Here is a 23,636-nt window from a genome sequence, read left to right on the forward strand (position 1 = left end):
TAAAAATAATATGAATCTTCACGAGTATCAATCAAAAGAGATTTTATCAAAGTATGGAGTAGCTATCCAACGTGGTCACGTAGCAAACACTGTTGAAGAAGCAGTAGCTGCTGCTGAAAAATTAACTGCTGAAACAGGAGCTCAGGCTTGGGTTGTAAAAGCACAAATTCACGCAGGTGGTCGTGGTAAAGGTGGTGGTGTAAAGTTCTCTCCAAACATGGATAAACTTAAAGAAAACGCTACAAACATCCTAGGAATGCAATTGATTACGCCTCAGACTTCTGCTGAAGGTAAATTGGTAAATTCTGTGTTGGTTGCTGAGGATGTATATTATCCTGGAGAATCTGAAACTAAAGAATTTTATGTTTCTATTCTTTTAGACAGAGCTGAAGGTAAAAATACAATCGTATATTCTACTGAAGGAGGTATGGATATTGAGCACGTTGCAGAAGTAACGCCTCACTTAATCCACAACGAATTAATCGATGCTACTTTGGGTCTTCAAGGTTTCCAGGCTAGAAAAATTGCTTTCAATTTAGGTCTTGAAGGAAATGCGTTCAAAGAATTTACAAAATTCATCTCATCTCTTTACAATGCTTACGTAGGAATTGATGCATCTCTTTTCGAAATCAACCCGGTTTTGAAAACTTCAGATAACAAAATTATCGCGGTAGATGCTAAAGTAACTTTAGATGGTAACTCATTGTTCCGTCACAAAGACTTAGCTGAACTTAGAGATACAAGAGAAGAAGATCCTTTGGATGTTGAAGCTGGTGAAGCAGGGCTTAACTTCGTAAAACTAGACGGTAACGTTGCTTGTATGGTAAACGGAGCTGGTCTTGCAATGGCGACTATGGATATCATCAAATTATCTGGTGGTAACCCAGCTAACTTCCTAGACGTTGGAGGTACTGCAGATGCTGCAAGAGTACAGACTGCTTTCGAAATCGTTTTGAGAGATCCAAACGTAAAAGCTATTTTGATCAACATCTTCGGAGGTATCGTAAGATGTGACAGAGTTGCTCAGGGTGTTGTAGATGCTTACAAAGCAATGGGAAGCCTTCCTGTTCCATTAATCGTAAGATTACAAGGTACTAATGCTGTAGAAGCTAAAAAATTAATTGACGAGTCTGGTCTTCCGGTACACTCTGCAATTACTTTAGAAGAAGCTGCAAACAAAGTAAAAGAAGTTTTAGCTTAATTCTAAAATTTTTATATAAATTTAAACCGTTCCATTTTTTGGAGCGGTTTTTTTATAGATTAATTATTATGAATGTCCGTTTTCAGTCATACGCCTGTAACACCTATTATTACAAGGTTATTGACGATTTTATTGCAATATATGTCTGATTTAATCTGTGAAATGAGTTCATCAAGGCGTAATTGAAGATATTTCCGTTTGATTTCAGGGTGAAATCTTAAAAAACAAACAATATATCTTGTTGAATTACAAACTAGTATTTGACAACTTGATTAATTACGGATATACATATTAATTATTAAGACTAAATGATGAAAAATATACAGATTCCAAATCCGTGTTCTGAAAACTGGGAAATAATGTCTCCTCAGGAAAAAGGTAGATTTTGCGAAGTCTGCAGTAAATGTGTGATAGATTTTACACAAAAACAGCCTGAAGAAATTCATCAGATTTTCATAGAAAATAAAAATACAAGCATTTGTGGAAGGTTTTATAATCATCAATTATCCGATAATAGAAAAAATAATATCGATCAGATAAAAAGAAGTTTCTTTAAATATATTCCTTCTTATTTTCAGAATAACAGAATTATCCTGACTGTTTTGTCTTTTATCTTATTTTTGACAGGATGCTCGAAACAAAAAGAAGAATCCTGTATAACAACCACAGGCGTAGTTTTTGAAGATATAGAAATGGATACACTTACAAATAAAAATTTTGAAATGGGAGAAGCTGTTTTAATTGATAATGACTCAGTCGCTAAAATCCATAAAAAAGAAGATGACTTTAAAAGAAAGAAATCTCCAAAATAATTTTTTCAATATTAAAATATTCATCCAATAAATCTTTCAATCTGCTTTTTGTAAGGTAAAACTTGTTACTCTTAAATCATTTAGTCAAACGACTAACTATCAACTATTCTTACAATTTTGTAAACTTTTGAATTTCTCTTTTCTTAATCATTTCATTCTTTTACGGTGAAAAATATCATCTACTAAATGATAACTGACAAATCTCACAACCCATTTTTGATCTAAAACTTGTACCTTTATCATTGATGGAAGACTACATTTTACAACCAAGATTTAAAGATGCTCCTCATTTCAAAGATTTTTGGACGAAAGGAAACGGAAAACAGCTGATTGATTTTTCCGGTGCAGAAGTGAGTTTTAAAGATTTCGAAAAATTTGCTCCTTTCTTTTATCATGTAGATGAAATAGGAGATGAAGTTGTGAAAGAGGTTTATTTTACCAAAAAATACAGTGAAGCGTCACGAGAAATCGAGCAGTACATAAGAAATGGATTTTCAGAAAATGAAAATGTCCCCGAAAGTGTAAAAAAGCTTTTTACTCAAACTCAAAAACTTCCTGATTGGCTTGATTATAACTTAATAAAAGCCGGTGCTGAACTTTGCATGCGAAGCAATCTCGATTCTTTAATTTCGCTCAGAGATTATTGTTTAATTGGCGGTTACGATTATGCTTATCTCAACAAACCGTTGGTGGCAACAGAAGCGCTTAAAAAAGGAGCCGTAAAAAGACTTTCTGAAACACTAGATTTTTGGGTGAATGTAACAAGATATGATGCTTTGGAAATTCATAAAAAAGGATATGAGTTTGCGATAAAAACAAGACTTATCCATTCCTATGCAAGGCTTTCAATTAAAAAGCATTACAAAAATTGGGATACCGAAAATTGGGGTCAACCCATCAATTCTTGGGATATGATGGCAACGTATATTGGCTTCAGTCTTGTTTTTTTGCACAGTCTTCATAAATTTGGAAATACTTTTTCAGAAGAGGAAGAAAAAGGGCTTTTTCACCTTTGGAAGTACGTAGGATACTTGCTGGGAATTCCTGAAAACCTGCTTCCCAACGATAAAAAACAGGCAACAGAGTATTTTTATTTATGGACCTCCGTTCAGCCGTCTTCAGATAAAGATTCTATTCTGTTAGCGCATTCTTTACTAAACGAATCTTTAGAAAATCCGATTTTGAAATATGAGTTTCAAAGAAAGAATCTGCGTTATCTGCATATTTGCTGCACTTGGTTTTTATTGGATGATGACGTCTGCAAAAGACTTCAAATTCCTGACGTACCTTTCAAAAAAGGATTTCCTATTACAAAAAGAATCATTAATAAAATATACGATTCTACGGTAAGCCGAGAAGCCAGAATTAAAAAAGGAAATAAAGACCAGATGAAAGTGTTGGAAGACTATTTGAGAATTACACAGAACTCAAATTTCCATTAATGGATTATTCATTACCCCATTACTTATTACCTATACTTTGTGAGTAATCTTTCTTAATAGCCGCGATTGTAGCGACATCCTTTTTCTGAATAAAGATTGTTAAAAAGCGTTGGCGAAAAAGATACAGCGGAAAGCGGGATAAAGCTCTTGAGAAAATGTATTTTAGAAAAAAAAAGATATCTATTTTCTGAAATTCTAATCGTTTCAACATTGACTTTTCTTTTTTAATTGGAGTGAAATTTATTATTTTTTTAACGCAAAAAACAAATTCCGAGGACAAATAATATGAACTTTTAAAATTTAATTATGTATTTTTGATAAATTATTTAATACGATATGAGCAACATAGATGATAAGAAAAAAGCACTTGCCTTGGTGCTTGATAAGCTAGATAAAACATACGGAAAGGGAACTGTAATGACGTTGGGAGATAGTGAAATCGATACTACGATTGAGGTTATTCCTTCAGGGTCATTAGGGCTAGACATCGCTTTAGGCGTTGGTGGATATCCAAGAGGTAGAATCATTGAAATCTACGGACCTGAATCTTCTGGTAAAACAACTTTAACGCTTCATGCAATTGCAGAAGCTCAAAAAGCGGGCGGAATTGCTGCTTTTATTGATGCAGAGCACGCTTTCGACAGAGGGTATGCAGCAAAATTAGGAATCGACTTAGAAAACCTTATTATTTCTCAGCCAGACAATGGTGAACAAGCTTTGGAAATTGCTGATAACTTGATTCGTTCAGGAGCAATTGATATTGTAGTAATTGACTCAGTGGCTGCATTGACTCCAAAAGCAGAGATTGAAGGGGAAATGGGAGATTCTAAAATGGGTCTTCATGCAAGATTGATGTCTCAGGCATTAAGAAAATTGACTGCGACTATTAACAGAACAAAATGTACGGTAATTTTCATCAACCAGTTGAGAGAAAAAATCGGAGTAATGTTCGGAAACCCTGAAACAACAACTGGGGGTAACGCTTTGAAATTTTACGCTTCGGTAAGATTAGATATCAGAAAAGCAAGTGCACCGATTAAGAACGGTGATGAAGCTGTTGGAAGCCGTGTGAAAGTGAAAGTTGTAAAAAACAAAGTTGCTCCACCTTTCAAAATGGCAGAATTTGACATTATGTATGGTGAAGGTGTTTCTAAAACCGGTGAAATTTTAGATACTGCAGTTGATATGGGAGTTGTGAAGAAAAGCGGTTCTTGGTTCAGCTACGGTGAAACTAAGCTAGGACAAGGTCGTGATGCTGTTAGAGATTTGTTGAAAGACAATCCTGAATTGGCTGAAGAGCTTGAAAACAAAGTAAAAGAAGAAATCATCAACAACAAAAAGTAATTTGTTTTGATTAAAATACAAAAAAAGACAGCTGAAAGGCTGTCTTTTTTTGTATTTTGAAAAATAGTAAATTCAGATGATGAGAAATAGATTGTATAGCCTCTTGACCATGTTGGTATTTGTTTTTTTATTTTCCTGTAAAAAAGAGAACCCGATAAACTCTGATTTTATTATTTATCAGACCAATTCGAAAAATGATAAGGTTACCTTATTTTGGAAAAATAACAAAAATGAACCTTTAAAAAGTTTCAAAAACTTGAAAGAACTTACTGATTCTAAAAATGAAACTTTAAAATTTGCAATGAATGGTGGAATGTTTATTAAAAATAATATGCCCAAAGGTCTTTATATTGAAAACTACCAAAAATTAAATGAAATTGATACCTTGTCTGGTGAAGGGAATTTTTATCTTAAACCAAACGGTATTTTTTATATCACTACATCGAATGATTATAAAATTCTAACTAGTGAAAATTTTCGCTTCAATTCAGAAATAAAATATGCTACTCAATCTGGGCCCATGCTCATTGTCGACGGGAAAGTAAATTCAATTTTTCAAAAAAAATCAAAAAATTTAAACATTAGAAATGGTGTAGGAATTTTGAAAAACGGAGAGGTTGTTTTTGCAATGTCAAAAAAAGAAATTAACTTTTATGATTTTGCCGAATTGTTTAAAAATTTAGGTTGCCAAAATGCATTATATCTTGATGGCTTTGTTTCTAGGTCGTATTTTCCTCAAGAGAAATGGATTCAGGAGGATGGTGATTTTGGAGTAATGATTGGCGTTACAAATAAAAATTAAATATAAATTCTTATTCAATTAGTGTCAATCTGTCACTTTCTTTTCAATGGTATTTTTTTTGAGATTTGAAAACCATATTTAAAAAATAAAATAAAATGACAAAAGGAAATATTAATGTTTCGGTGGAAAATATTTTCCCGCTAATTAAGAAGTTTTTATACAGCGACCACGAAATATTTTTGAGAGAATTAATCTCTAATGCAACAGATGCAACTTTAAAATTAAAACATTTAACATCAATCGGAGAAGCGAAAGTAGATTACGGAAATCCGAAAATAGAAGTTAGAATAGATAAAGAAAATAAAAAGCTCCACATCATCGACCAAGGTTTGGGGATGACAGCTGAAGAGGTTGAAAAATACATCAATCAGGTTGCTTTTTCAGGAGCTGAAGAGTTTTTAGAGAAATATAAAGATTCTGCAAAAGATTCAGGGATTATCGGTCATTTCGGACTTGGTTTTTACTCTGCATTTATGGTAGCAGAAAAAGTAGAAATTATCACAAAGTCTTTCAAAGACGAACCGGCAGTTCATTGGATTTGCGATGGGAGCCCAGAATTTACTTTAGAAGAAACAACGGCAAAAACCGATAGAGGAACAGAAATCGTTCTTCATATCGCTGAAGATTCTTTAGAATTTTTAGAAGAAAATAAAATCCGTGAATTGTTGACGAAATACAACAAATTCATGCCGGTTCCTATTAAATTTGGAACAAAAACAGAAACACTTCCTTTACCTGAAGCAGCTGCAGAAGATGCTGTTGCAGAAACTGTAGAAGTTGATAATATTATCAACAACCCAACTCCGGCGTGGACGAAAGCGCCAAGTGAGTTGAAAGATGAAGATTACAAAGCGTTTTACCACGAATTGTACCCGATGCAGTTTGAGGAGCCCTTGTTTAATATTCATTTGAATGTTGATTATCCGTTTAATTTAACGGGGATTTTATTCTTCCCTAAATTGGCGAATAATTTAAATATTGAAAAAGATAAAATTCAATTATATCAAAATCAAGTTTTCGTAACCGATGAGGTGAAAGGAATTGTACCAGATTTCCTAATGTTATTAAGAGGAGTTATTGATTCTCCGGATATTCCGTTGAATGTTTCACGTTCTTATTTGCAGGCTGATGGTGCGGTGAAGAAAATTTCGTCTTACATCACTAAAAAGGTTGCCGATAAAATGGCTTCTTTAATCAACGAAAACCGTGAAGATTACGATAAAAAATGGAACGACATAAAAATCGTTATAGAATACGGAATGATTTCGGAAGATAAATTCTTCGAAAAGTCTGACAAATTTGCGCTTTACCCAACAACTGGCGGTAAATATTTCCTTTGGAATGAATTAGAAGAAAAAATTAAGCTTAATCAAACCGACAAAGACGGAAATTTGGTTATTCTTTATGCTACGAATGCCGATGAGCAACATTCTTACATTCAGTCTGCGGAAGATAAAGGCTATGAAGTTTTATTGTTAGATTCACCGATTGTTCCGCATTTAATTCAAAAACTGGAAACTTCAAAAGAGAAAATTTCTTTTGTAAGAGTAGATGCAGACCACATCAATAACTTGATTAAAAAAGACGAACCGGCAATTTCTAAATTAAATGAAACTGAAAAAGAATCATTGAAGAAAAATGTTGAAGAATCTATTAATGATAAAAAATTCACGGTTCAGTTGGAAGATTTAGACAGCAATGATGCTCCGTTTACGATTACTCAGCCAGAATTTATGCGTAGAATGAAAGATATGCAGGCAACCGGCGGTGGCGGAATGTTTGGAATGGGTGGTTTCCCCGAAATGTACAATTTGGTAGTGAATTCAAACAGTGAGTTTGCTACTAAAATTTTGGCTAACGAAAATTCAGACGAGAAAAGTTCTCAAATCAAACACGCTTTAGACTTGGCTAAGCTTTCTCAAAATTTATTGAAAGGGAAGGAGTTGACAGACTTTATTCAGAGAAGTTATAAGCAACTGGAGAAATAATTTAGACTAATTTATATTGTAAAACCGGAACGACTTTGTTGTTTCGGTTTTTTTATGAAAAAATTATCTCAGAAATACTAAATTTGGCTTTGCTTAAAAAAATATGGACAAGTTCGACTTTTTACATCTGGTTTCCTCTATTGGGATTTTCATGGTGCTTTTGCTTGCCCTGTTTTTGATTACCGTAAAAACAAAACACAGACTTTCAAATTGGCTTCTTGCCTTTTTTCTTTTTACAAATGCCGTAGATGCATTCAAATTTTTGCAACGGGAATTTCCTGTTAATCATATCAACCTCGAAGCTTTTCGTTGGAGTATTGTCTATTTGGTTCCGGCATCTTTTTATCTTTATGTATTGTCGGTTTGTTACACTAATTTTCGACTAAAACCGAAACATATATTGCATGTAATTCCTTTTCTTGCTTACAATTTATATTTAGCTTGGGGGATTTATTTTGTAGATAGAGACTCCAAAATAGAGTTTATAAATGGCATATATGAAATGCCTATAACACAGTTTTTTTACTTTCTTTTCGAATTTTTGTTTCAAATTTATTTTATTGCTTCATTTTTGGTGATTAGAAAGTCCAAAACGGTCTATCTTGAGAATTACGCAAACCCTAATATTTCTAATCTTAACGCACTTTATAAAATAACAATTCTGTATTATGCCATACATTTTATAGTTCTGATAAGATGGCTGGTTACTTTTATTTTTGGCCCAGGGGAAATCCGGGCCTGGATTGTAACTCTTGATGGGTTTGCCTTTTTATTTTGTACGTGTTGGTATCTGTTTACTGCGTTAAACAATCCTGAGTTTTTCCGAGGTGTGAATTCTAATCTAAAACCTATTACAGAAACTGTTCCTAAACAAAAAGCTTCTCCTGTAATTGATGACGAAAAAAATAGGCAAATAGAATTTTTGAAAAAGTTTATGATTGAAAAAGAACCTTATCTGGATTCTTCATTAACCATTCAGGATTTAGCGGAGCAAGTAAACATGCCCGTTAAAGATTTATCTACTTTGATTAATTTGTATATGGATAAACACTTTTTCGATTTCGTCAATGAATATCGAATTGAAAAGGCTAAAGAAATACTGAAAAATCCTCTACAGAAAGAATTAACAATTTTGGAAATTCTCTATGAGGTCGGTTTCAATTCCAAATCATCATTTAGTACTTCTTTCAAAAAACATACAGGAAAAACCCCGACGGATTTTCGTAAAAGTTCATTTTAAGTATCGAATTTATTGAAAAATGCGTTCGACTTTTTTTAATCGGTCGCGTATTAATGTGTTCTGACGCATTTTTGCAGCAAAATTAAAATGTTTTTTTAAGAAATTAAACTTTATGAAAATATACAATCTTGCAAAGAATATCGGTTACTTTTTAGTTTTATTGATCGTATTTAGCTGTAATTCTAGAAATTTTAAAGCAAAAGAAAATCCTACTTCTATCAATAAAATTGATTCCTTAATGGCAAAATCCTACGAAAGAGGTTTATTCAATGGGAATTTTCTTATCGCTAAAAATAATAAAATTATTTATCAAAAATCGTTTGGTTTTACTGATGAGACGAGACAAACTGCTTTAAATAATCAATCAATATTTAACATCGGTTCTATTGCAAAAGAATTTAATGCGGTTTCCATCATGATTTTAGTGGAACGTGGTCTGCTTAATTTGGATGATAATATATCTAAATTTAATTTAGGATTACCAAAATGGTCAGAAAAAGTGACCATAAGACAGCTTATCAATTATGCGAGTGGCATTCCCAGTATTGAGCCATCACTACCAGAAAATGACACAGAAGCTTGGGGGATTTTGAGAAATACTGATAATCTGTTATTTGAGCCCGGAACTAGCTACAGCTATAATAACAGCAATGTATTTTTGCAAAGAAGAATTATTGAAAAGGTAACTGGAATATCATTTCAAGAGTTTGTTACTAAAAATATAATAGAGCCGTTGAAAATGACAAATTCGGTATTTGACCCAAAATTTGGGTATAAAAACCGAACATCTTGCTATGATTTTGACAATGTAAAATGCCAAGAATTGAAATTTATAAGCGGATGGCTTTGGGTGGACATCAATGATTTATATAAATGGATTGAAGCGATGAACTCTAATCGTTTGATATCAAAAGAATCCTTTCAAATTTTATTAAACAATCCATACGCAAAAGATGAAGGCGGGTCACTTGGGAGATATTTTGAAAAAGATGAATTGCAAAGACACAATGGAGTATCGTATAAATTTGAATCCATCTTTTTAAATGATTTTAAAAATAATATTACAATCATTCTATTGTCTAATAACCTCAATAGAGTATGGGATTTAGGACATAGTATTCATAACCTATTGTTAGGAAAAGATTACGAAATTCCAAAAAAATCTATTTACCTGACGATAAGAAAAGAAGCTCTAAAAGACATAAATACAGCTATAGAAACATATCATTTACTCAAAGAAAATTACAAACAAGAATACAGTTTTGAAAATCCAAACGAACTGAATAAATTAGGATATGAACTATTAAGGCTTGGGAAAAACAGTGAGTCAATAGAAATATTTAAACTGGCTATAAATGAGTTCCCTAACAATGCTAATCTATTCGATAGTTATGGAGAAGCTTTACATCAATTTGGCAAAAAAGATGAGGCGATAATCATGTATCAAAAATCTATTAAATTAAATCCTAATAATGAAAACGGAAAACAAATGCTGTTGAAAATTGAAAAAGAAAATGATAAGTAAGATTCTACCGAGTGTAACAAAACTCTTGTATTAACTGTCCTATTATAGAAAATCATAAATTTAATTATTCCAAAATGAAAAAACTAGCCCTCATCATCATCTTTTTATCGCTTAATACCTTTGCGCAAAATGTAAATGATAAAATCAAATTATTCGAAACCAATCTCAATCATTGGGACAAAACGAAAAAAAAGTTTACTTTAAAAGATAGAATGGCATTTTATAATGCGAATGCGGTAAGCATTGCCGTCATCAAAGATTACAAAATAGAATGGGTGAAATCTTACGGCCTTGCAGATGTTTCAGAAAAGAGAATGGTAACACCTCAAACCCTTTTTCAAGCGGCTTCCATTAGTAAGTCTATCAATAGTTTGGGGATTTTGAAGTTAGTTGAAGAGGGAAAATTAGGATTGGATGATGACATTAATAATTATCTTAAAACCTGGAAGTTTCCTTATGATGAGACTTCAAAAGGTAAAAAAATTACCATTGCTAATTTGCTGTCCCACAAAGCCGGGCTGTCTGTACATGGTTTCGGAGGGTATGAAAAAGGAGTAGAATTACCAACAATAACACAGATTTTGGATGGGCAAAAACCGTCCAATTCAAAGGCTGTTCGTTCCATTTTTGAGCCAGGTTCTAAATTTGAATATTCTGGCGGTGGAACGACAATCAGTCAATTAATTCTTGAAAATACGACTGGGGAAAAGTATGAAGATTACATGCTGAAAAATATATTAATTCCGTTGGGAATGACGAATAGTTCTTTCAATCAGCCTCCTGCAAAAGATAAAGAAAATTTGCTTGCAACAGCTTATATCAATGGGAGAGAAGTGAAAGGGAAATACCATGTTTATCCTGAAAAAGCGGCAGCCGGTTTATGGACAAACCCCACAGATTTAGCAAATTATATTATCGAAACTCAATTGTCTTTAGTAGGAAAATCAAATAAAATTTTGTCTAAAGAAATGTCTGTAAAAAGAATAAATAATAATCTTGGAGTATTTTTGAATGATTTCAATGGTACAAAATATTTTGGACACAGTGGTGGAAACGAAGGCTTTGTTTGTCACTATATAGGCAGTTTAGAAGATGGAAATGGCATCGTTGTAATGACAAATGGGAGCAATATGAAAATTGTGGAAGAAGTTGTTTCTAGTATTGCAAGCTTGAATCAATGGAAAAACTATCCTTTAGAACCGATTAAAGAATCAATTGCTTTAACCATCAAAAAAGAATGCGAAAAGAATATCGATAAAGGAATTGAGCTTTACAAAAAGCTGAAGAAAACTCAACCTGATAATTATAATTTCTCTAATGAAGGCGAACTAAATACGCTTGGCTATGAGTTTTTGAATAGCAATACTATAGATTCTGCCATCAAAATTTTCACTTTAAATATTAATGAATTTCCAAAATCGGCAAATGTTTACGATAGTCGTGGCGAAGCTTATTTTAATAAAAAAGAATATGCATTATCTAAAGCCGATTATCAAAAAGTGATAGATTTAGACCCTTCAAATCAGAATGCAAAAGAAATGCTTGTGAAAATTGAAGAGATTTTGAAAAATAAATAAGCTGAAAAAACTCTTGATTAAGAGTGATATATTTCAATAATTTGGGCAGAGTCTTTGGCTCTGCCCAAATTATTTTAAGATTTTATTTAATTAAAGCTTCAATAGCTTTTACGACATCGGCAGGTTTTTCAGTTACTGCACTCAAGTGGTCATCGGTAAACTCAAAAAACTGTTTAGGTTCTGCAGCATTTTTGTACATTTCTTCTCCCTGAGAAAACGGAACAGTATTATCATTTTTACTGTACATAAAAAGCTTTGGAAGACCTTCTGTTGCTTTGATATCTTCTTTTGCAGAGTAAACTGATGCTAACATTTTTGCCAGAGCATTTTTAAACTGAGGAGCAAAAACGGCTGCAATATCTGCAAATGAAGACATTCCGCCATCGATGACCAACCCTGAAATTTTAGCTTTATTATTTTTAGCTAAATGGGTGGCAACCTGAGAACCGAGAGAAGCCCCATAGATTAAAATCTTGGTGTTTTTAATGTCTTTACGGTTGAGCATCGTGTCAAAAAACTTTTGTCCGTCTGCTGCAACATTGAGGTGAGTAGGAGTTCCTGTAGATTTTCCGTATCCTTGGAAATCGACCATGGCAACCTGAAATCCGGCTTCCACTAATGGTTTAATCATAAAAACATAGGTTGAAACATTTCCAGCTGCTCCGTGGAAAAACAGAATCGTTGCTTTAGGTTTTGCTGTATTTGGTTTTAATAAAATAGCTGTAATGGTATCTTTCTCAACCGGAGTTGAAATATTTTCAAATTTTAAATCAATTGGTTTCATTTCTTTGCTGGGTTGATAAAATTTATCATCAATCTGAGCCTGAAAAAGTTGAGTGAAAATAATAAATAGAAATGTAATAGTCGCTTTAGCTTTCATAATATTGTTTTTAAATGATGAAGCAAATATAGTTACTATAAAGTTTTTTTTAATAAATTAAATCACCGAACCGTTACTTTTGACTACTGAACTGTTAGTTTTAAATAATATAAAATAAAATGTGATTCTGAAAAATATTATATTTGTAAAAGACACCAATAGCAAATGTTTGAAATCACTATTCAAATGCTTCCTTTTCTGGTTTTATTCAGTTTAGGAATCGCACTTTTTCATACTTTAATTTTATCTGCTCTGCTTGAAATAAAGCTCAAACCGGGCTGGATTATGTTTTTAATCGATCCTTTGATTATCACTGGAGGATATTTTTTATTTCCGAAATACTCGGGTTTGATATTTATAGGATTGTTTCTTTCAGTTTTCGCATTGGCAATTATTGCTATCATCACGAAAGGAATTAGAGGAATAATTGATAGTTTTCGAGAGGCGAGAGCTGCAAAAAAGCCTTTGTGGAAAATTGTTTTGAGCGGTTTCGGTATTTTGTTGGCATATTTGGGATTCTTTTATTTCGGAATTTATTCCATATTCATTATTGCTTTTGTAATTATTATTGGTTCGATTTTACCCAACAATAAAAACCGATTCTTCTTTTATCAGCGGAATCTTCCTACCTCAAAAATTCAGAGCGTTGCAATGGGGTTAGCTGAAATTTGTGGAAAAGCAAAAGCTTTGAAAACGGTTGTTTCACCACTTTCTTACACGGTTTGCGTTGGCTATATTTATACAGTAGATGAAGTGAGTGAAAGTAGAGATGATGATGGAAGAACAAGCAAATCGTATCGTGAAATTCAAAGAAAACAAGAACTTCACAGGTTTCTTTTGAAAGATGAAACCGGGAGTATTGAAGTGGAACCCGAAAAACTCAACTGGATTAGTTTTTATCCTGAAAAAGAAACAGAAACCGGAAGTCGCCGTTACCGTGAATATATTCTCAATGAAAAAACTGAAATTCTAATTATTGGGCAGGCTTTTTATGAAGATGCCAAAACAATTTTCAGGTACGATGAAAATAAACAAGTCTTCGGAATGGCGCCTCTGGAATGGGTGAGTTTTGCCAATAAATGGAGACCCTTAAAAATAAAGTCTGTAGCTACGATTTTGTGTATTGCTCTTTTTTCTGCATTTGTAATGATTGCTCCAATGAAAATCAACGGTAGTAAAATTACCATAGAACCTATCAACTGGAAAGAGAAATTCTCAAAGAATCCTTTTGATTTTTTTAATTAAAAAATTTTGTAAATGCTTATTCCGCTATTTGTTTTAATCATCGTAATCGTTGCTGTTGGTGCTTTTTTTATAAGAGCATATAATCAGATTGTACTGACGAGAAATAATGTTGATAAATCTTTTTCAAATATTGATGTGATTTTAAAACAGCGCGCCGATGAGATTCCCAATTTGGTTGAAACGGTGAAAGCGACCGCTCTGTATGAAAATAATGTATTAACTCAACTGGTAAAACTTCGTTACCAATATTCACAGACAGAAAATATCAATGAAAAAATAAAAATTGCCGGAGAACTTGATGGGAATTTAAAATCTTTATTGATTTCCATTGAAAATTATCCGGAAATAAAAGCAACTCAATCTTTTTTGCAGCTTCAGAAAAGATTAACAGAACTGGAAAATATGATTGCTGACAGGAGGGAATATTTCAATGAATCGGTCAATTTATACAACACCGGAATTCAGGTTTTCCCGGATGTTATTTTTGCTAAAATGATGAATTATAAAAAGATGCAAATGCTGAATTTTGCTGAAAAAGAAAAACAACTTAAACCCGTACAACTTTAAAAACATTAAAAATGGAAATAGATTTAGGTGCTTTTGGAGATTTCGTGATGTCCCGAAGATTTTGGGGAAGTTTGGCCATTGGTTTTCCTGTGGTTACAATCGGGCTTTTTGTTTTGTACAGTTTAGTGCGGAAAGTTCACTTTCTGAAAATGATTGTTCAGTACATTCTCCTCACTTTTGGATTGTCTGTCATCGTTTTTGCTCCAATTCTGTTTTTCTCAGCATTTATTGAAGCCGAAAAACTCAAATTGGCTTTGGTTTTCCTGATTATTGTATTTTTTGTAGCGATTTATACCTTGTTTAATCAACGGGAGATTATTTTGTTTTTTAAAGATTTTTCAAAATTAAAAAACCTCAATAAATCTTAATTATGTACACCTTGATTATTTCAGCAATTATTTTGGTTTTACTGTTTCTGAAAAATAGAAGGAGTAGGGGAAATATTTCTGCAGCATCATTTGTTTTGCCCACTCTTGCAACACTTTTCGTTGTTGCAATGTTTATTTTCCTCGCAGAAATTGTTGGAACTTATACGTATGCTTATTTTTTTGGCGAAAAATATCAAGCTAAAGTCGTAAGATATGATTATACAGATGGTGATTCAGAATCGGAGCCGACAAGTATTGCGATTGTAGAGTTTAAAAATAATAAAAATCAAACTGTTCAGAAATCTTTAGGCTACGGAACAAGCATCCCTATCGAATTGGGAAAAACGATTCTTATTTCTTATGATGAAGGGGATAAAAATGTAAAAAACTTAAGTTTTTGGGAACAGAAAACAATTACCGGGCTAGTTGTTTTTTTCTTTGCCGTTTTTGCATTGGCATTTCTTGGAATTCTGTTGTATGCTCTCGGCAGAGATATTTCTTTTATCTGGAAAATTCTCTTAGGTTTTGTGAGCTACATTGTTTTTCCGGGAGCAATGCTGTTTTTTATTATTGTGCTTTCTTGGGTAATCTGGGAATATTTTGAGGGGAGAAGAGATGATATGCCAATTTGGGCATTGGGAATCTGTAGTCTTTTTGTTACTCTTCTTATTCCTGCCTTGATAGGCTATTTTAAAATGATTTTTGAGAAAAAAATTGTGTTGAACAAAAACTCAAAAAGAATAGATTCTCGAAAGTCAAAGTTCAGTAAGCGGATTCCAAAATAGATTTTTGAAATTTTTTACTCTGAAATTATCAACGATAATTCCTTCTGCTTCTAGTTTTGACTGAAATTCAGGTACTGATAAAGTTCCCGAACTGGAAATCACCCGATGCGCTGGAACATCTTTCGGACAACCGCCCATCGCTTTTCCTACATGACGAGAATGGTTGGGAAAACCAACCGCTTTTGCAATCGCTCCATAACTTGTTACTCTTCCTTTGGGAACTAGTTTGGTGATTTCCCAGACTTGCTGTTTGAAAATTTCGTTCATTTTTTTAATTCAAATATGAATCAAATGTAAGGAATAAATAATGTGTTTTTTACATTTTCGAACTTTGAAACCAACTTTGACAATGTTTATAGGTAAGAATTAAATTTTAATGATGATTGTTTGAGAGAATAATTTCTTTGATTTCAAAACCGCACAATTTTTGAATAATAAAAGTAACCCCTAAAATAGTCTGTTATGAAAAAGTCAATTTTCAGAATTTTGAATACAATAAATAAAGCTGTTTTACCGAAATTGAGTGATAAAGACCCTTTGAAACTGACAAAGTTTCAAAAAGGAATTTTGGCCTATCGTTATTTTGTCCTGACCAATTCTTTAGATTAAATATTTTCCACAAATTTCACAGATTTTTTTCTTTGATTTTAAGTTTAATGACTGTATTAAATCCAATGTGTTGATTCTTAAAACTGTGCGGGATTTTGCTTAAAATTTTAATGTTTTAAAATCTGCATCATCCGCTAAATCCGCGAGAGATTATCAAAACTAATTAATTTTAGAAATCAACTTCCTGCAAAGCTCATACAAAGGTTTTTCAATTAAAAGATAAATGATAATCGAGCAAATCCAAAGCAAAACAAAATTCTTGTCAGGCAGATAGATGTATGATTTGAGTTTCATGTTGAAATAACTCAAATGTATCAGATAAAAAACAAATGATGCATTTCCTAAAAGAATAAAAAATTTCGTCGAAAGTATTCTTGAAACCCAAGTTTTTTCGGTTATCAATCCCCAAAAGAAAATAATAATTGCAACGGGCAAAAATAATTCGTGAATCAAGCGACCTTCCCATCTTTCAATACCGTGAACGAAATTATTTCTGGCAAAAAATCTGATACAAATAATTAAAATTAAAATCGAAATTCCACCCCAAAGTGTAGGTTTTTTAATCTTGTTTAAAAATTGAATTCCTTTTTCTTTTTTCATTAAATAAGCGAGTAACATTCCGAAGAAAAACTCAAGACTTCGCCCGAAAAATGTACTCCCAATCATAAACTGTAAAGGATATAGAAAGCCTTTAGGGTTTCCGTTAAATTCTTTTAAACCCATTCCAATTCCCCAACCTAAAAAGAAAAATCCAATTAAAAACAGTATGCAGTATTTCCAGCTTTTCTTTAATAATAGAAATAAAAACGGAGCCAGAATATAAAAGAAAAACTCAACGGTCAATGACCAAGCCTGAACAATTCCAGACACAGAATATCTTTCAAAAAGTGAATAAAATAAAGAGTATTGCAGAAAATAAGTATCAACACCTTTGGAATATGAGGTGTCGAGAAAATAAAAACTCAATAAAATCCAATACAATGGGAATATTCTTGCGATACGAAGGAGAATATATTTTAAATATGATTTTTTTGATTCTAAAGGCTTCTCTTCATAGCGATAGGCTAGTAAAAATCCGCTTAACACAAAAAATACAGTTACGCCAATATGCCATTCACTGATGAAACGCATGATTTCAAAAGGTAAATCGTGGCGCCAATATTTTCGGTTGTGATATACAAAAACCATGATAGCAGCAATGGCACGCATTCCGGTTAAAGCATCGAATTTATTTTTTTGAAGAGTTTCCAATTAGAGTAAATATATAAATGTATTGGTTTTTTGAACACAAAGTTCACAGAGTTTTTTATCATCTAAAACTGTTTTGTCTCACAAAGCCGCTTCGCTTATAAAAGATGAAAAAGTTTAACATTTATTAAATGATACTTTGTGGTCTTATAGAAGCAGAGCGTCTCTGTGAACCTTGAAAGATTTATTTTTTTAAAAAACTTTGTGAACTCTGTGTTCATTTAAAAAAACAAAAAGGCTTATTGCTAAGCCTTTTAAGTATAATTAAATTTAATTGTAAAATTTAGTTTTCCAAAATGTAAGAGAACATCAATGGTGCACAAATCGTAGCATCACTTTCAACGATAAATTTCGGTGTAGTAATGTCTAATTTCCCCCAAGTAATTTTCTCATTCGGAACTGCTCCAGAATATGAACCATAAGAAGTTGTAGAATCTGAAATCTGACAGAAATACGACCAGAACGGAATATCATGCATTTCCATATCCTGATACAACATCGGAACCACACAAATTGGGAAATCTCCTGCGATACCTCCACCAATCTGGAAGAAACCAACACCTTTTCCAGCTGAGTTTTTAGTGTACCAATCTGCCAAATAGGTCATGTATTCGATACCAGATTTTGTAGTTGTAGCCGTTAATTCACCTTTAATACAGTAAGAAGCAAAGATGTTACCCATGGTAGAATCTTCCCATCCTGGAACTACAATTGGTAAGTTTTTTTCAGCCGCTGCAATCATCCAAGAGTTTTCTCTTGGAATCTCATAATACTGCTCCAAAACTCCTGAAAGAATCATTTTATACATGAATTCATGCGGGAAATATCTTTCACCTTTCGCTTCAGCATCTTTCCAGATTTCAACGATGTGTTTTTGCAATCTTCTGAAAGCTTCTTCTTCAGGAATACAAGTGTCTGTAACTCTGTTTAAACCTCTTTCCAAAAGAGCCCATTCGTCTTGAGCTGTTAAATCTCTGTAATGAGGAACTCTTTCGTAATGAGAGTGCGCTACAAGATTCATCAAATCTTCTTCAAGATTGGCACCTGTACAAGAAATGAAATCTACTTTATCCTGACGAATCATTTCTGCTAGAATTTTTCCTAATTCAGCAGTAGACATTGCGCCTGCAAGTGTAATCATCATTTTTCCACCATCATTAAGGTGTGCAACATATCCTTTTGATGCATCTACCAAAGCTGCTGCGTTGAAGTGTAGATAATATTTTTCGATGAACTCAGTAATCGGTTTGCTCATTATTTTAAAATTTTCACAAAGATAAAACTTAAAAACGGAATGTAGCGGATGCTGCTAAAGAAACTCTGCTTAAACCTTCTCTGTTTTCTTCTCCCAAATCAATAACCTGTCCGTTATAGGAGATTTTTCTAAGTGCTCCTCCAGAAAGTCCAACCTTAGGACCAATTAAAAGATGTTTGTTGACTTGGTATTGATAAGCAAAATCTACTTCTGCACCTAATGTAGTCCCTTTTCCTTTTACGTCTCCAGTCTTTGTCGTGTAGCTCATTGCTCCTAATGCAGCATCAAAAAGAAATTTATGCTTTGTGGGCTGTTCATAATTAGTAACTGTGAAAGATGGACCATAAAAATTAATCGCATCTTTGGTGCTTACCACAGCACTCACAATATTCCCCATATTGTCACTTGCGCTGAATCTTCCTGTGTGAGAAGCGCTGTAATTGGAATATTTAAAACCAATGTGCATTCCATTCTTCACTTCATAACGCAGGGCAACATCGAAATTAGTTCCGCTTTTAAGACCTTTGATGTAGCTGCGCTCTTGTGGTGATAATGAAGGTGAGATTTTATTGATTCTCCATGCATATCCAAAAGAGGGAGCGATAGAAATTTTTTGGGCAAATGACATTATAGATATTGAGAATAATCCTAATGCAAATATTTTTTTAATCATTCAGAAAAATTTTTCGCAAAAATAATGTTTTTCTATAAATGGAGATTTAAAATGCCGTTAATATTTAAAACGTCGGTCTTCTTTCTTGTCTGAAAGCTTTTTTTTCGAGTCGAGCCTTTTTTGAACTTTGGCTTTTGATGGTTTAGTTTTAAATCGGGTTTTAGGAATAATTATAGAATCATTTACGATTTCCAATATCTTCTCGGTGGCAATTTTCTTATTTTGTAATTGTGTTCTCGATTCTGAAACCGTTAATTGCAGAATTCCCTCCAGATTAATTCTGTTTTTAAGCTTGTTGTAAATTAATTCTTTTTGAAAATTATTAAAAAATTCAGAATCTGATACTTTCCACATCACGGTAACTGCAGTTTCCACTTTGTTCACGTTTTGTCCGCCTGCACCGCTGCTGCGAGATGTTTTGTAAGTAAGTTCTGGGGTAAATTTTTTCATAATTAATAGTTTACTTATTCAAAAATACTTTTTAATTCTAACCTATTTACTTTTCCATTCGGCGTTCTCGGAATTTTATCCACAAAAATAATTTCTTTAGGCTTATGAAATTTTTGTTGATAGTTGATGGTTGATAGTTGGTTGTTTAATAATTCAGATTCTTTGCCCTCAATAATTAAAATCAATTTTTGACCTAAACTTTCATCTTTTATCCCTAAAAACACCACTTCATTTGGGATTTCTTTTTTTACTAATCCCTCAAGCTGTTCAGGAAATATTTTTGCTCCACCAGAATTAATCACATTATCAATTCTCCCTAAAAACTTAAATTGATTAGAACTGGAATTTTTAATTTCAATCAAATCATTCGTTTGTAATATTTCTGAATTAAGTTGTGGAGCATAAATTTTCAGGCAATTTCTCTCATCCGTGGAAATTTCAATACTATTGAAAACATTAAAATATTCATCAGGAGTAGGGTAGGTTTCCTTTAAAGCAATATGAGAAAGGGTTTCAGACATTCCATAAGTTTCATAGATTTTAGTTGGAGTGTCTGAGAGTCTGAGCGTTTGAGCGATTTTATTTTTTAAAGATGCTGAAACAGCGGCACCACCAATAATCAGATTTTTTATAAAATGAATTTTATCTAATGAGTTTTCAACCTGTAAAGGGGTCATCGCACAAAAATCAATTTTCTGATTGAGATTTTCTAAAGGTTTTAACGAAGGGTCTGAAATAATGAGTTTAAGCTTTCTGGTTATGGCTCTTACAACCATCATTTTTCCTGAAATATACTCTATAGGCAGACAGACCAAGGCAGTATCTCCTTCTTTTAGATTTAAAAAATCGCAGGTCATTTTTGCAGAATTAATCATTTTTTCCTTTTCAATTTCAATAATCTTCGGAACGCCCGTAGACCCAGAAGTCTGTACTTTTACTGTTTTAGAATCCGAAAACCATTCTTCAAGAAAAAAAAACACTTTTTTCTCAAAATCAGTTTCAGCATGTAAATTATTAGTTTCGAGATTATTGAAGTCGAGAAGCATATTCTAAGGGTTAATTTGTAAGTGTAAATTTAAAGAAAAATTCAAAAATGATTTGCAAATAAAGAAAAAAGCTTTAAATTTGCATCACCAAAATAAAGAGACCCATAGTGTAACGGTAGCACTCCGGTTTTTGGTACCGTCAGTTGGGGTTCGAATCCCTGTGGGTCTACATTTTGAAAGCAATCTTCTGATTATCAGTTGATTGCTTTTTTTATTCTTTAATAATGTAGTTCTTAATTGAGGCCAGAATCATCAAATTTCAAATATTTACATCATTTTTTACTCTTTATCAGATAGCTTTACGCAGAAACTTGCTGAATATCTTTCCCTTTAAAAATATATCTTTTTAAAATAAGAGATTATGAAAACGTTTAGTTCTGTGTGTTTTACAAAATTTCATCAAATTCTGATTGGAATATTTTATAGGTCTTGAGATTTTAAAATAATAGTTTTTTTTAATAGAGTATATGATTAAAAAACTTACATTTATTATTCAAAAACCAAAAATAATGATGAATAGCTTTTTTAATTTTATTGATCTTCACAATGGTGAAGAGAAAAGAGAGAAAGTTCTAGAAAACGTAATTTCTAATATCTCATTTAGGGGTTCTAATCTTTGGATTCTTGCCTGCGCTATAATTATTGCATCGGTTGGGCTGAATGTCAATTCTACAGCCGTAATCATTGGGGCAATGCTTATTTCTCCATTAATGGGTCCGATTGTAGGAGCTGGGTTTGCGCTAGGAACGTATAATTTTCCGTTGCTGAAAAAATCAATGAAAAATCTGTTGATTGCTACCGTGGTAAGCCTCACTGTTTCTGCGTTTTATTTTTATATTAGCCCGTTCAAAGATGTTCAGTCGGAGTTATTGGCAAGAACTTCTCCGAATATTTATGATGTTTTGATTGCTTTTTTTGGAGGTTTGGTTGGTATTATTGCCATTACAAGGGTTGAAAAAGGAAATCCTATTCCGGGGGTTGCTATTGCGACGGCTTTGATGCCGCCATTGTGTACTGCAGGTTTCGGGTTGGCAACGTCTAATTATTCTTATTTTTTCGGTGCTTTCTATCTTTATATTATTAATTGCTTCTTCATTTGTATCGCTACATTTTTCGTTGTAAAATACCTTAAATATCCTTCTGTAATAATTGATAGTGTATATGAAAAAAGAATAAGATATGGTATTTCAGCTTTGATTCTGGTCATGATTGTTCCTAGTTTTTATTTAGCGTACAATTTATTTAATGAAAAGAAATTTATCAAAACGGCAGAACTTTTTATTCAAAAAGAATTTGATAATAAAGGATATACAATTGTTTATAAAAAACTTAATTATAACTCGAGTCCTAAGTCTATCGACCTTGCTTTTTTAAATAAAAAATTTAATCCACAAGAGATTGCGTCTTATAATAAAATTCTTGTTGATAATGGGCTTTCGGATACTAAATTTATTGTAAGACAAAGTTCTGAAGATGTAAAGTCGGAAATCCTTAATGAGATAAATAAAAATATTGTGAATGTCTCGGCAAAAGATATTGCGATATCTAAACTACGTCAGGAGCTCGACGGATATAAGATTTCTGATTCTACGCTGTTGTACGAAATTAAAGCTATTTACCCTTCTGTACATAATATTTCCTATGGTAAAATTGAAGAATATCCCAAAACAGATAGCGCAAGGCTGAGTTTTGTGCTTATGTATTCGGGGAAAATGGCGAATAAAGAGCAATTTAAAAATTGGCTGGAAATAAGACTGCACGAAAAAGACGTTAAGCTTATTGAAAATCCTAAAGAATAAAAGTTACCTCAGCTCTCCATTCATTTAACGCATTCTATGCGATTTTCATACCTCACATTAGCAGGAAATTTAATACGATTAGATTTCCTGTTTTTCTGTGAAATCCTTTTAAGAACTAAAGATTCTAAACTTTTCTCAATCGATGATTTTTTGTTGTTTAATTACTCTTTTGAAAGAGGAGTGGAGGATAACTATTCTTTTATTGGTCAATAATTTTTCAAAGCTATTAATTCTAGCTCACGACTTTTTTCTTTTCATTCAGTTTGTTTTTAAATTAAATTCTACGGGCTAGGAAATAAACTTTTTTTGAAATATTAATTTATCACTTGTAATGGATATTTTTTAATTTATAATTAAATCAAAATAACGGAATTTTTTGTTGTTTGATCTGAAAGTTGATATTAATTAGTTTTTTTTATATAAAAGTAGTTAAAATGCATAAATAATCGCAAGTAGGGATTGGTTTTATTGATTATATGTGGTATATTTTCATAAATACTTAGTTATTAATATTTAATTTTTAATAAAAATAATAGAAGGTTAATGTTTTTAATGTTGAAAGTTTAATTTTTACAATACTGGTTTACAGGTTATTATGTATTTTGTATTATGTGTTGTTTAAATAAGGTTAATTTCATTTAACATAAATTAACATAATTTAATATCCTTCTCTAAATAATTTCAATACCTTAGTAAACCAAACTATATTGAATTATATCATTCTAAAACGCAGTGATTTACATTGTATTGTGATATAATTCAAGTGCTGATTAAGCCTAA

22 protein-coding genes and 1 tRNA gene are annotated in these 23,636 nt (G+C 32.4%); 16 read left to right on the forward strand and 7 right to left on the reverse strand.

What is annotated here, in order from left to right; genetic code table 11:
* Positions 1 to 10 precede the first annotated feature (10 nt).
* The 9 genes from sucC to LO744_RS04410 all read left to right on the forward strand — a co-directional run bounded on the left by sucC (position 11) and on the right by LO744_RS04410 (position 11,931).
* The gene (gene sucC, locus LO744_RS04370; protein WP_066680541.1) at positions 11 to 1,201 is read left to right on the forward strand and encodes an ADP-forming succinate--CoA ligase subunit beta; all 1,191 of its coding nucleotides are present in this window, start codon (positions 11 to 13) and stop codon (positions 1,199 to 1,201) included.
* A 311-nt stretch (positions 1,202 to 1,512) separates the two neighbouring features.
* Positions 1,513 to 2,013 carry a hypothetical protein gene (locus LO744_RS04375; RefSeq protein ID WP_230667363.1) on the forward strand — a complete coding sequence of 167 codons (501 nt, stop codon included), beginning with the start codon at positions 1,513 to 1,515 and terminating at the stop codon, positions 2,011 to 2,013.
* A 245-nt stretch (positions 2,014 to 2,258) separates the two neighbouring features.
* Positions 2,259 to 3,455: an oxygenase MpaB family protein gene (locus tag LO744_RS04380; protein ID WP_230670479.1), complete on the forward strand. Its 1,197-nt coding sequence runs from the start codon at positions 2,259 to 2,261 to the stop codon at positions 3,453 to 3,455.
* A 336-nt stretch (positions 3,456 to 3,791) separates the two neighbouring features.
* Positions 3,792 to 4,799: a recombinase RecA gene (gene recA, locus LO744_RS04385; protein ID WP_230667364.1), complete on the forward strand. Its 1,008-nt coding sequence runs from the start codon at positions 3,792 to 3,794 to the stop codon at positions 4,797 to 4,799.
* A gap of 256 nt (positions 4,800 to 5,055) precedes the next feature.
* Positions 5,056 to 5,601: a phosphodiester glycosidase family protein gene (locus tag LO744_RS04390; RefSeq protein WP_230667365.1), complete on the forward strand. Its 546-nt coding sequence runs from the start codon at positions 5,056 to 5,058 to the stop codon at positions 5,599 to 5,601.
* Positions 5,602 to 5,696: 95 nt separating this feature from the next.
* Positions 5,697 to 7,589 carry a molecular chaperone HtpG gene (gene htpG, locus LO744_RS04395; RefSeq protein ID WP_230667366.1) on the forward strand — a complete coding sequence of 631 codons (1,893 nt, stop codon included), beginning with the start codon at positions 5,697 to 5,699 and terminating at the stop codon, positions 7,587 to 7,589.
* Between the two features lie 103 nt (positions 7,590 to 7,692).
* Positions 7,693 to 8,829, forward strand: a complete 1,137-nt coding sequence (locus LO744_RS04400; protein ID WP_230667367.1) for a helix-turn-helix domain-containing protein — start codon at positions 7,693 to 7,695, stop codon at positions 8,827 to 8,829.
* Between the two features lie 112 nt (positions 8,830 to 8,941).
* A complete protein-coding gene (locus LO744_RS04405) occupies positions 8,942 to 10,354 on the forward strand; it encodes a serine hydrolase (protein WP_230667368.1) in 1,413 nt (470 codons plus the stop codon).
* 74 nt (positions 10,355 to 10,428) lie between these two features.
* Positions 10,429 to 11,931, forward strand: coding sequence for a serine hydrolase (locus LO744_RS04410; RefSeq protein WP_230667369.1), 1,503 nt, complete (start codon positions 10,429 to 10,431; stop codon positions 11,929 to 11,931).
* Positions 11,932 to 12,013: 82 nt separating this feature from the next.
* Here LO744_RS04410 and LO744_RS04415 read toward each other — a convergent pair whose 3' ends face one another.
* Positions 12,014 to 12,811 (reverse strand): alpha/beta hydrolase, encoded by a 798-nt coding sequence (locus LO744_RS04415; protein ID WP_230667370.1) that lies wholly within the window; start codon positions 12,809 to 12,811, stop codon positions 12,014 to 12,016.
* A gap of 165 nt (positions 12,812 to 12,976) precedes the next feature.
* Between LO744_RS04415 and LO744_RS04420 the strand changes: the two genes are divergently transcribed.
* From LO744_RS04420 to LO744_RS04435, 4 genes are read left to right on the forward strand one after another with little or no spacing between them, the layout of a single operon-like run.
* On the forward strand, positions 12,977 to 14,056 hold the full coding sequence (locus LO744_RS04420) for a hypothetical protein (protein WP_230667371.1): 1,080 nt from the start codon (positions 12,977 to 12,979) through the stop codon (positions 14,054 to 14,056).
* A 12-nt stretch (positions 14,057 to 14,068) separates the two neighbouring features.
* The gene (locus LO744_RS04425) at positions 14,069 to 14,623 is read left to right on the forward strand and encodes a LemA family protein (protein ID WP_230667372.1); all 555 of its coding nucleotides are present in this window, start codon (positions 14,069 to 14,071) and stop codon (positions 14,621 to 14,623) included.
* An 11-nt stretch (positions 14,624 to 14,634) separates the two neighbouring features.
* Positions 14,635 to 14,991: a hypothetical protein gene (locus LO744_RS04430; RefSeq protein WP_230667373.1), complete on the forward strand. Its 357-nt coding sequence runs from the start codon at positions 14,635 to 14,637 to the stop codon at positions 14,989 to 14,991.
* Between the two features lie 2 nt (positions 14,992 to 14,993).
* Entirely contained in the window at positions 14,994 to 15,776 is a 783-nt protein-coding gene (locus LO744_RS04435; RefSeq protein WP_230667374.1) for a hypothetical protein, read from the forward strand.
* On the opposite strand, the gene LO744_RS04440 is transcribed toward LO744_RS04435, so the two are convergent.
* Positions 15,747 to 16,043: an MGMT family protein gene (locus LO744_RS04440; RefSeq protein WP_230667375.1), complete on the reverse strand. Its 297-nt coding sequence runs from the start codon at positions 16,041 to 16,043 to the stop codon at positions 15,747 to 15,749. The genes LO744_RS04435 and LO744_RS04440 overlap by 30 nt on opposite strands.
* Before the next feature lie 195 nt (positions 16,044 to 16,238).
* On the opposite strand from LO744_RS04440, the gene LO744_RS04445 reads away from it, so the two are divergent.
* Positions 16,239 to 16,385 (forward strand): hypothetical protein, encoded by a 147-nt coding sequence (locus LO744_RS04445; RefSeq protein ID WP_230667376.1) that lies wholly within the window; start codon positions 16,239 to 16,241, stop codon positions 16,383 to 16,385.
* A 159-nt stretch (positions 16,386 to 16,544) separates the two neighbouring features.
* Here LO744_RS04445 and LO744_RS04450 read toward each other — a convergent pair whose 3' ends face one another.
* From LO744_RS04450 to LO744_RS04470, 5 genes are all read right to left on the reverse strand, one after another.
* A complete protein-coding gene (locus LO744_RS04450) occupies positions 16,545 to 17,636 on the reverse strand; it encodes an acyltransferase family protein (protein WP_230667377.1) in 1,092 nt (363 codons plus the stop codon).
* 280 nt (positions 17,637 to 17,916) lie between these two features.
* On the reverse strand, positions 17,917 to 18,888 hold the full coding sequence (locus LO744_RS04455) for a deoxyhypusine synthase family protein (RefSeq protein ID WP_230667378.1): 972 nt from the start codon (positions 18,886 to 18,888) through the stop codon (positions 17,917 to 17,919).
* Positions 18,889 to 18,916: 28 nt separating this feature from the next.
* Positions 18,917 to 19,561: a hypothetical protein gene (locus tag LO744_RS04460; RefSeq protein WP_230667379.1), complete on the reverse strand. Its 645-nt coding sequence runs from the start codon at positions 19,559 to 19,561 to the stop codon at positions 18,917 to 18,919.
* Positions 19,562 to 19,618: 57 nt separating this feature from the next.
* Positions 19,619 to 20,011: an alternative ribosome rescue aminoacyl-tRNA hydrolase ArfB gene (gene arfB / locus LO744_RS04465; protein WP_230667380.1), complete on the reverse strand. Its 393-nt coding sequence runs from the start codon at positions 20,009 to 20,011 to the stop codon at positions 19,619 to 19,621.
* 14 nt (positions 20,012 to 20,025) lie between these two features.
* A complete protein-coding gene (locus LO744_RS04470; protein ID WP_230667381.1) occupies positions 20,026 to 21,057 on the reverse strand; it encodes an AMP-binding protein in 1,032 nt (343 codons plus the stop codon).
* Between the two features lie 98 nt (positions 21,058 to 21,155).
* Here LO744_RS04470 and LO744_RS04475 point away from each other — a divergent pair.
* Positions 21,156 to 21,226 (forward strand) — tRNA-Gln (locus LO744_RS04475).
* 340 nt (positions 21,227 to 21,566) lie between these two features.
* Positions 21,567 to 22,856: a DUF389 domain-containing protein gene (locus tag LO744_RS04480; protein WP_230670483.1), complete on the forward strand. Its 1,290-nt coding sequence runs from the start codon at positions 21,567 to 21,569 to the stop codon at positions 22,854 to 22,856.
* The last annotated feature ends 780 nt before the right edge of the window (positions 22,857 to 23,636 follow it).

Origin of the sequence: Chryseobacterium turcicum (assembly GCF_021010565.1) — a bacterium.
Taxonomy (GTDB): Bacteria; Bacteroidota; Bacteroidia; order Flavobacteriales; family Weeksellaceae; genus Chryseobacterium; species Chryseobacterium turcicum.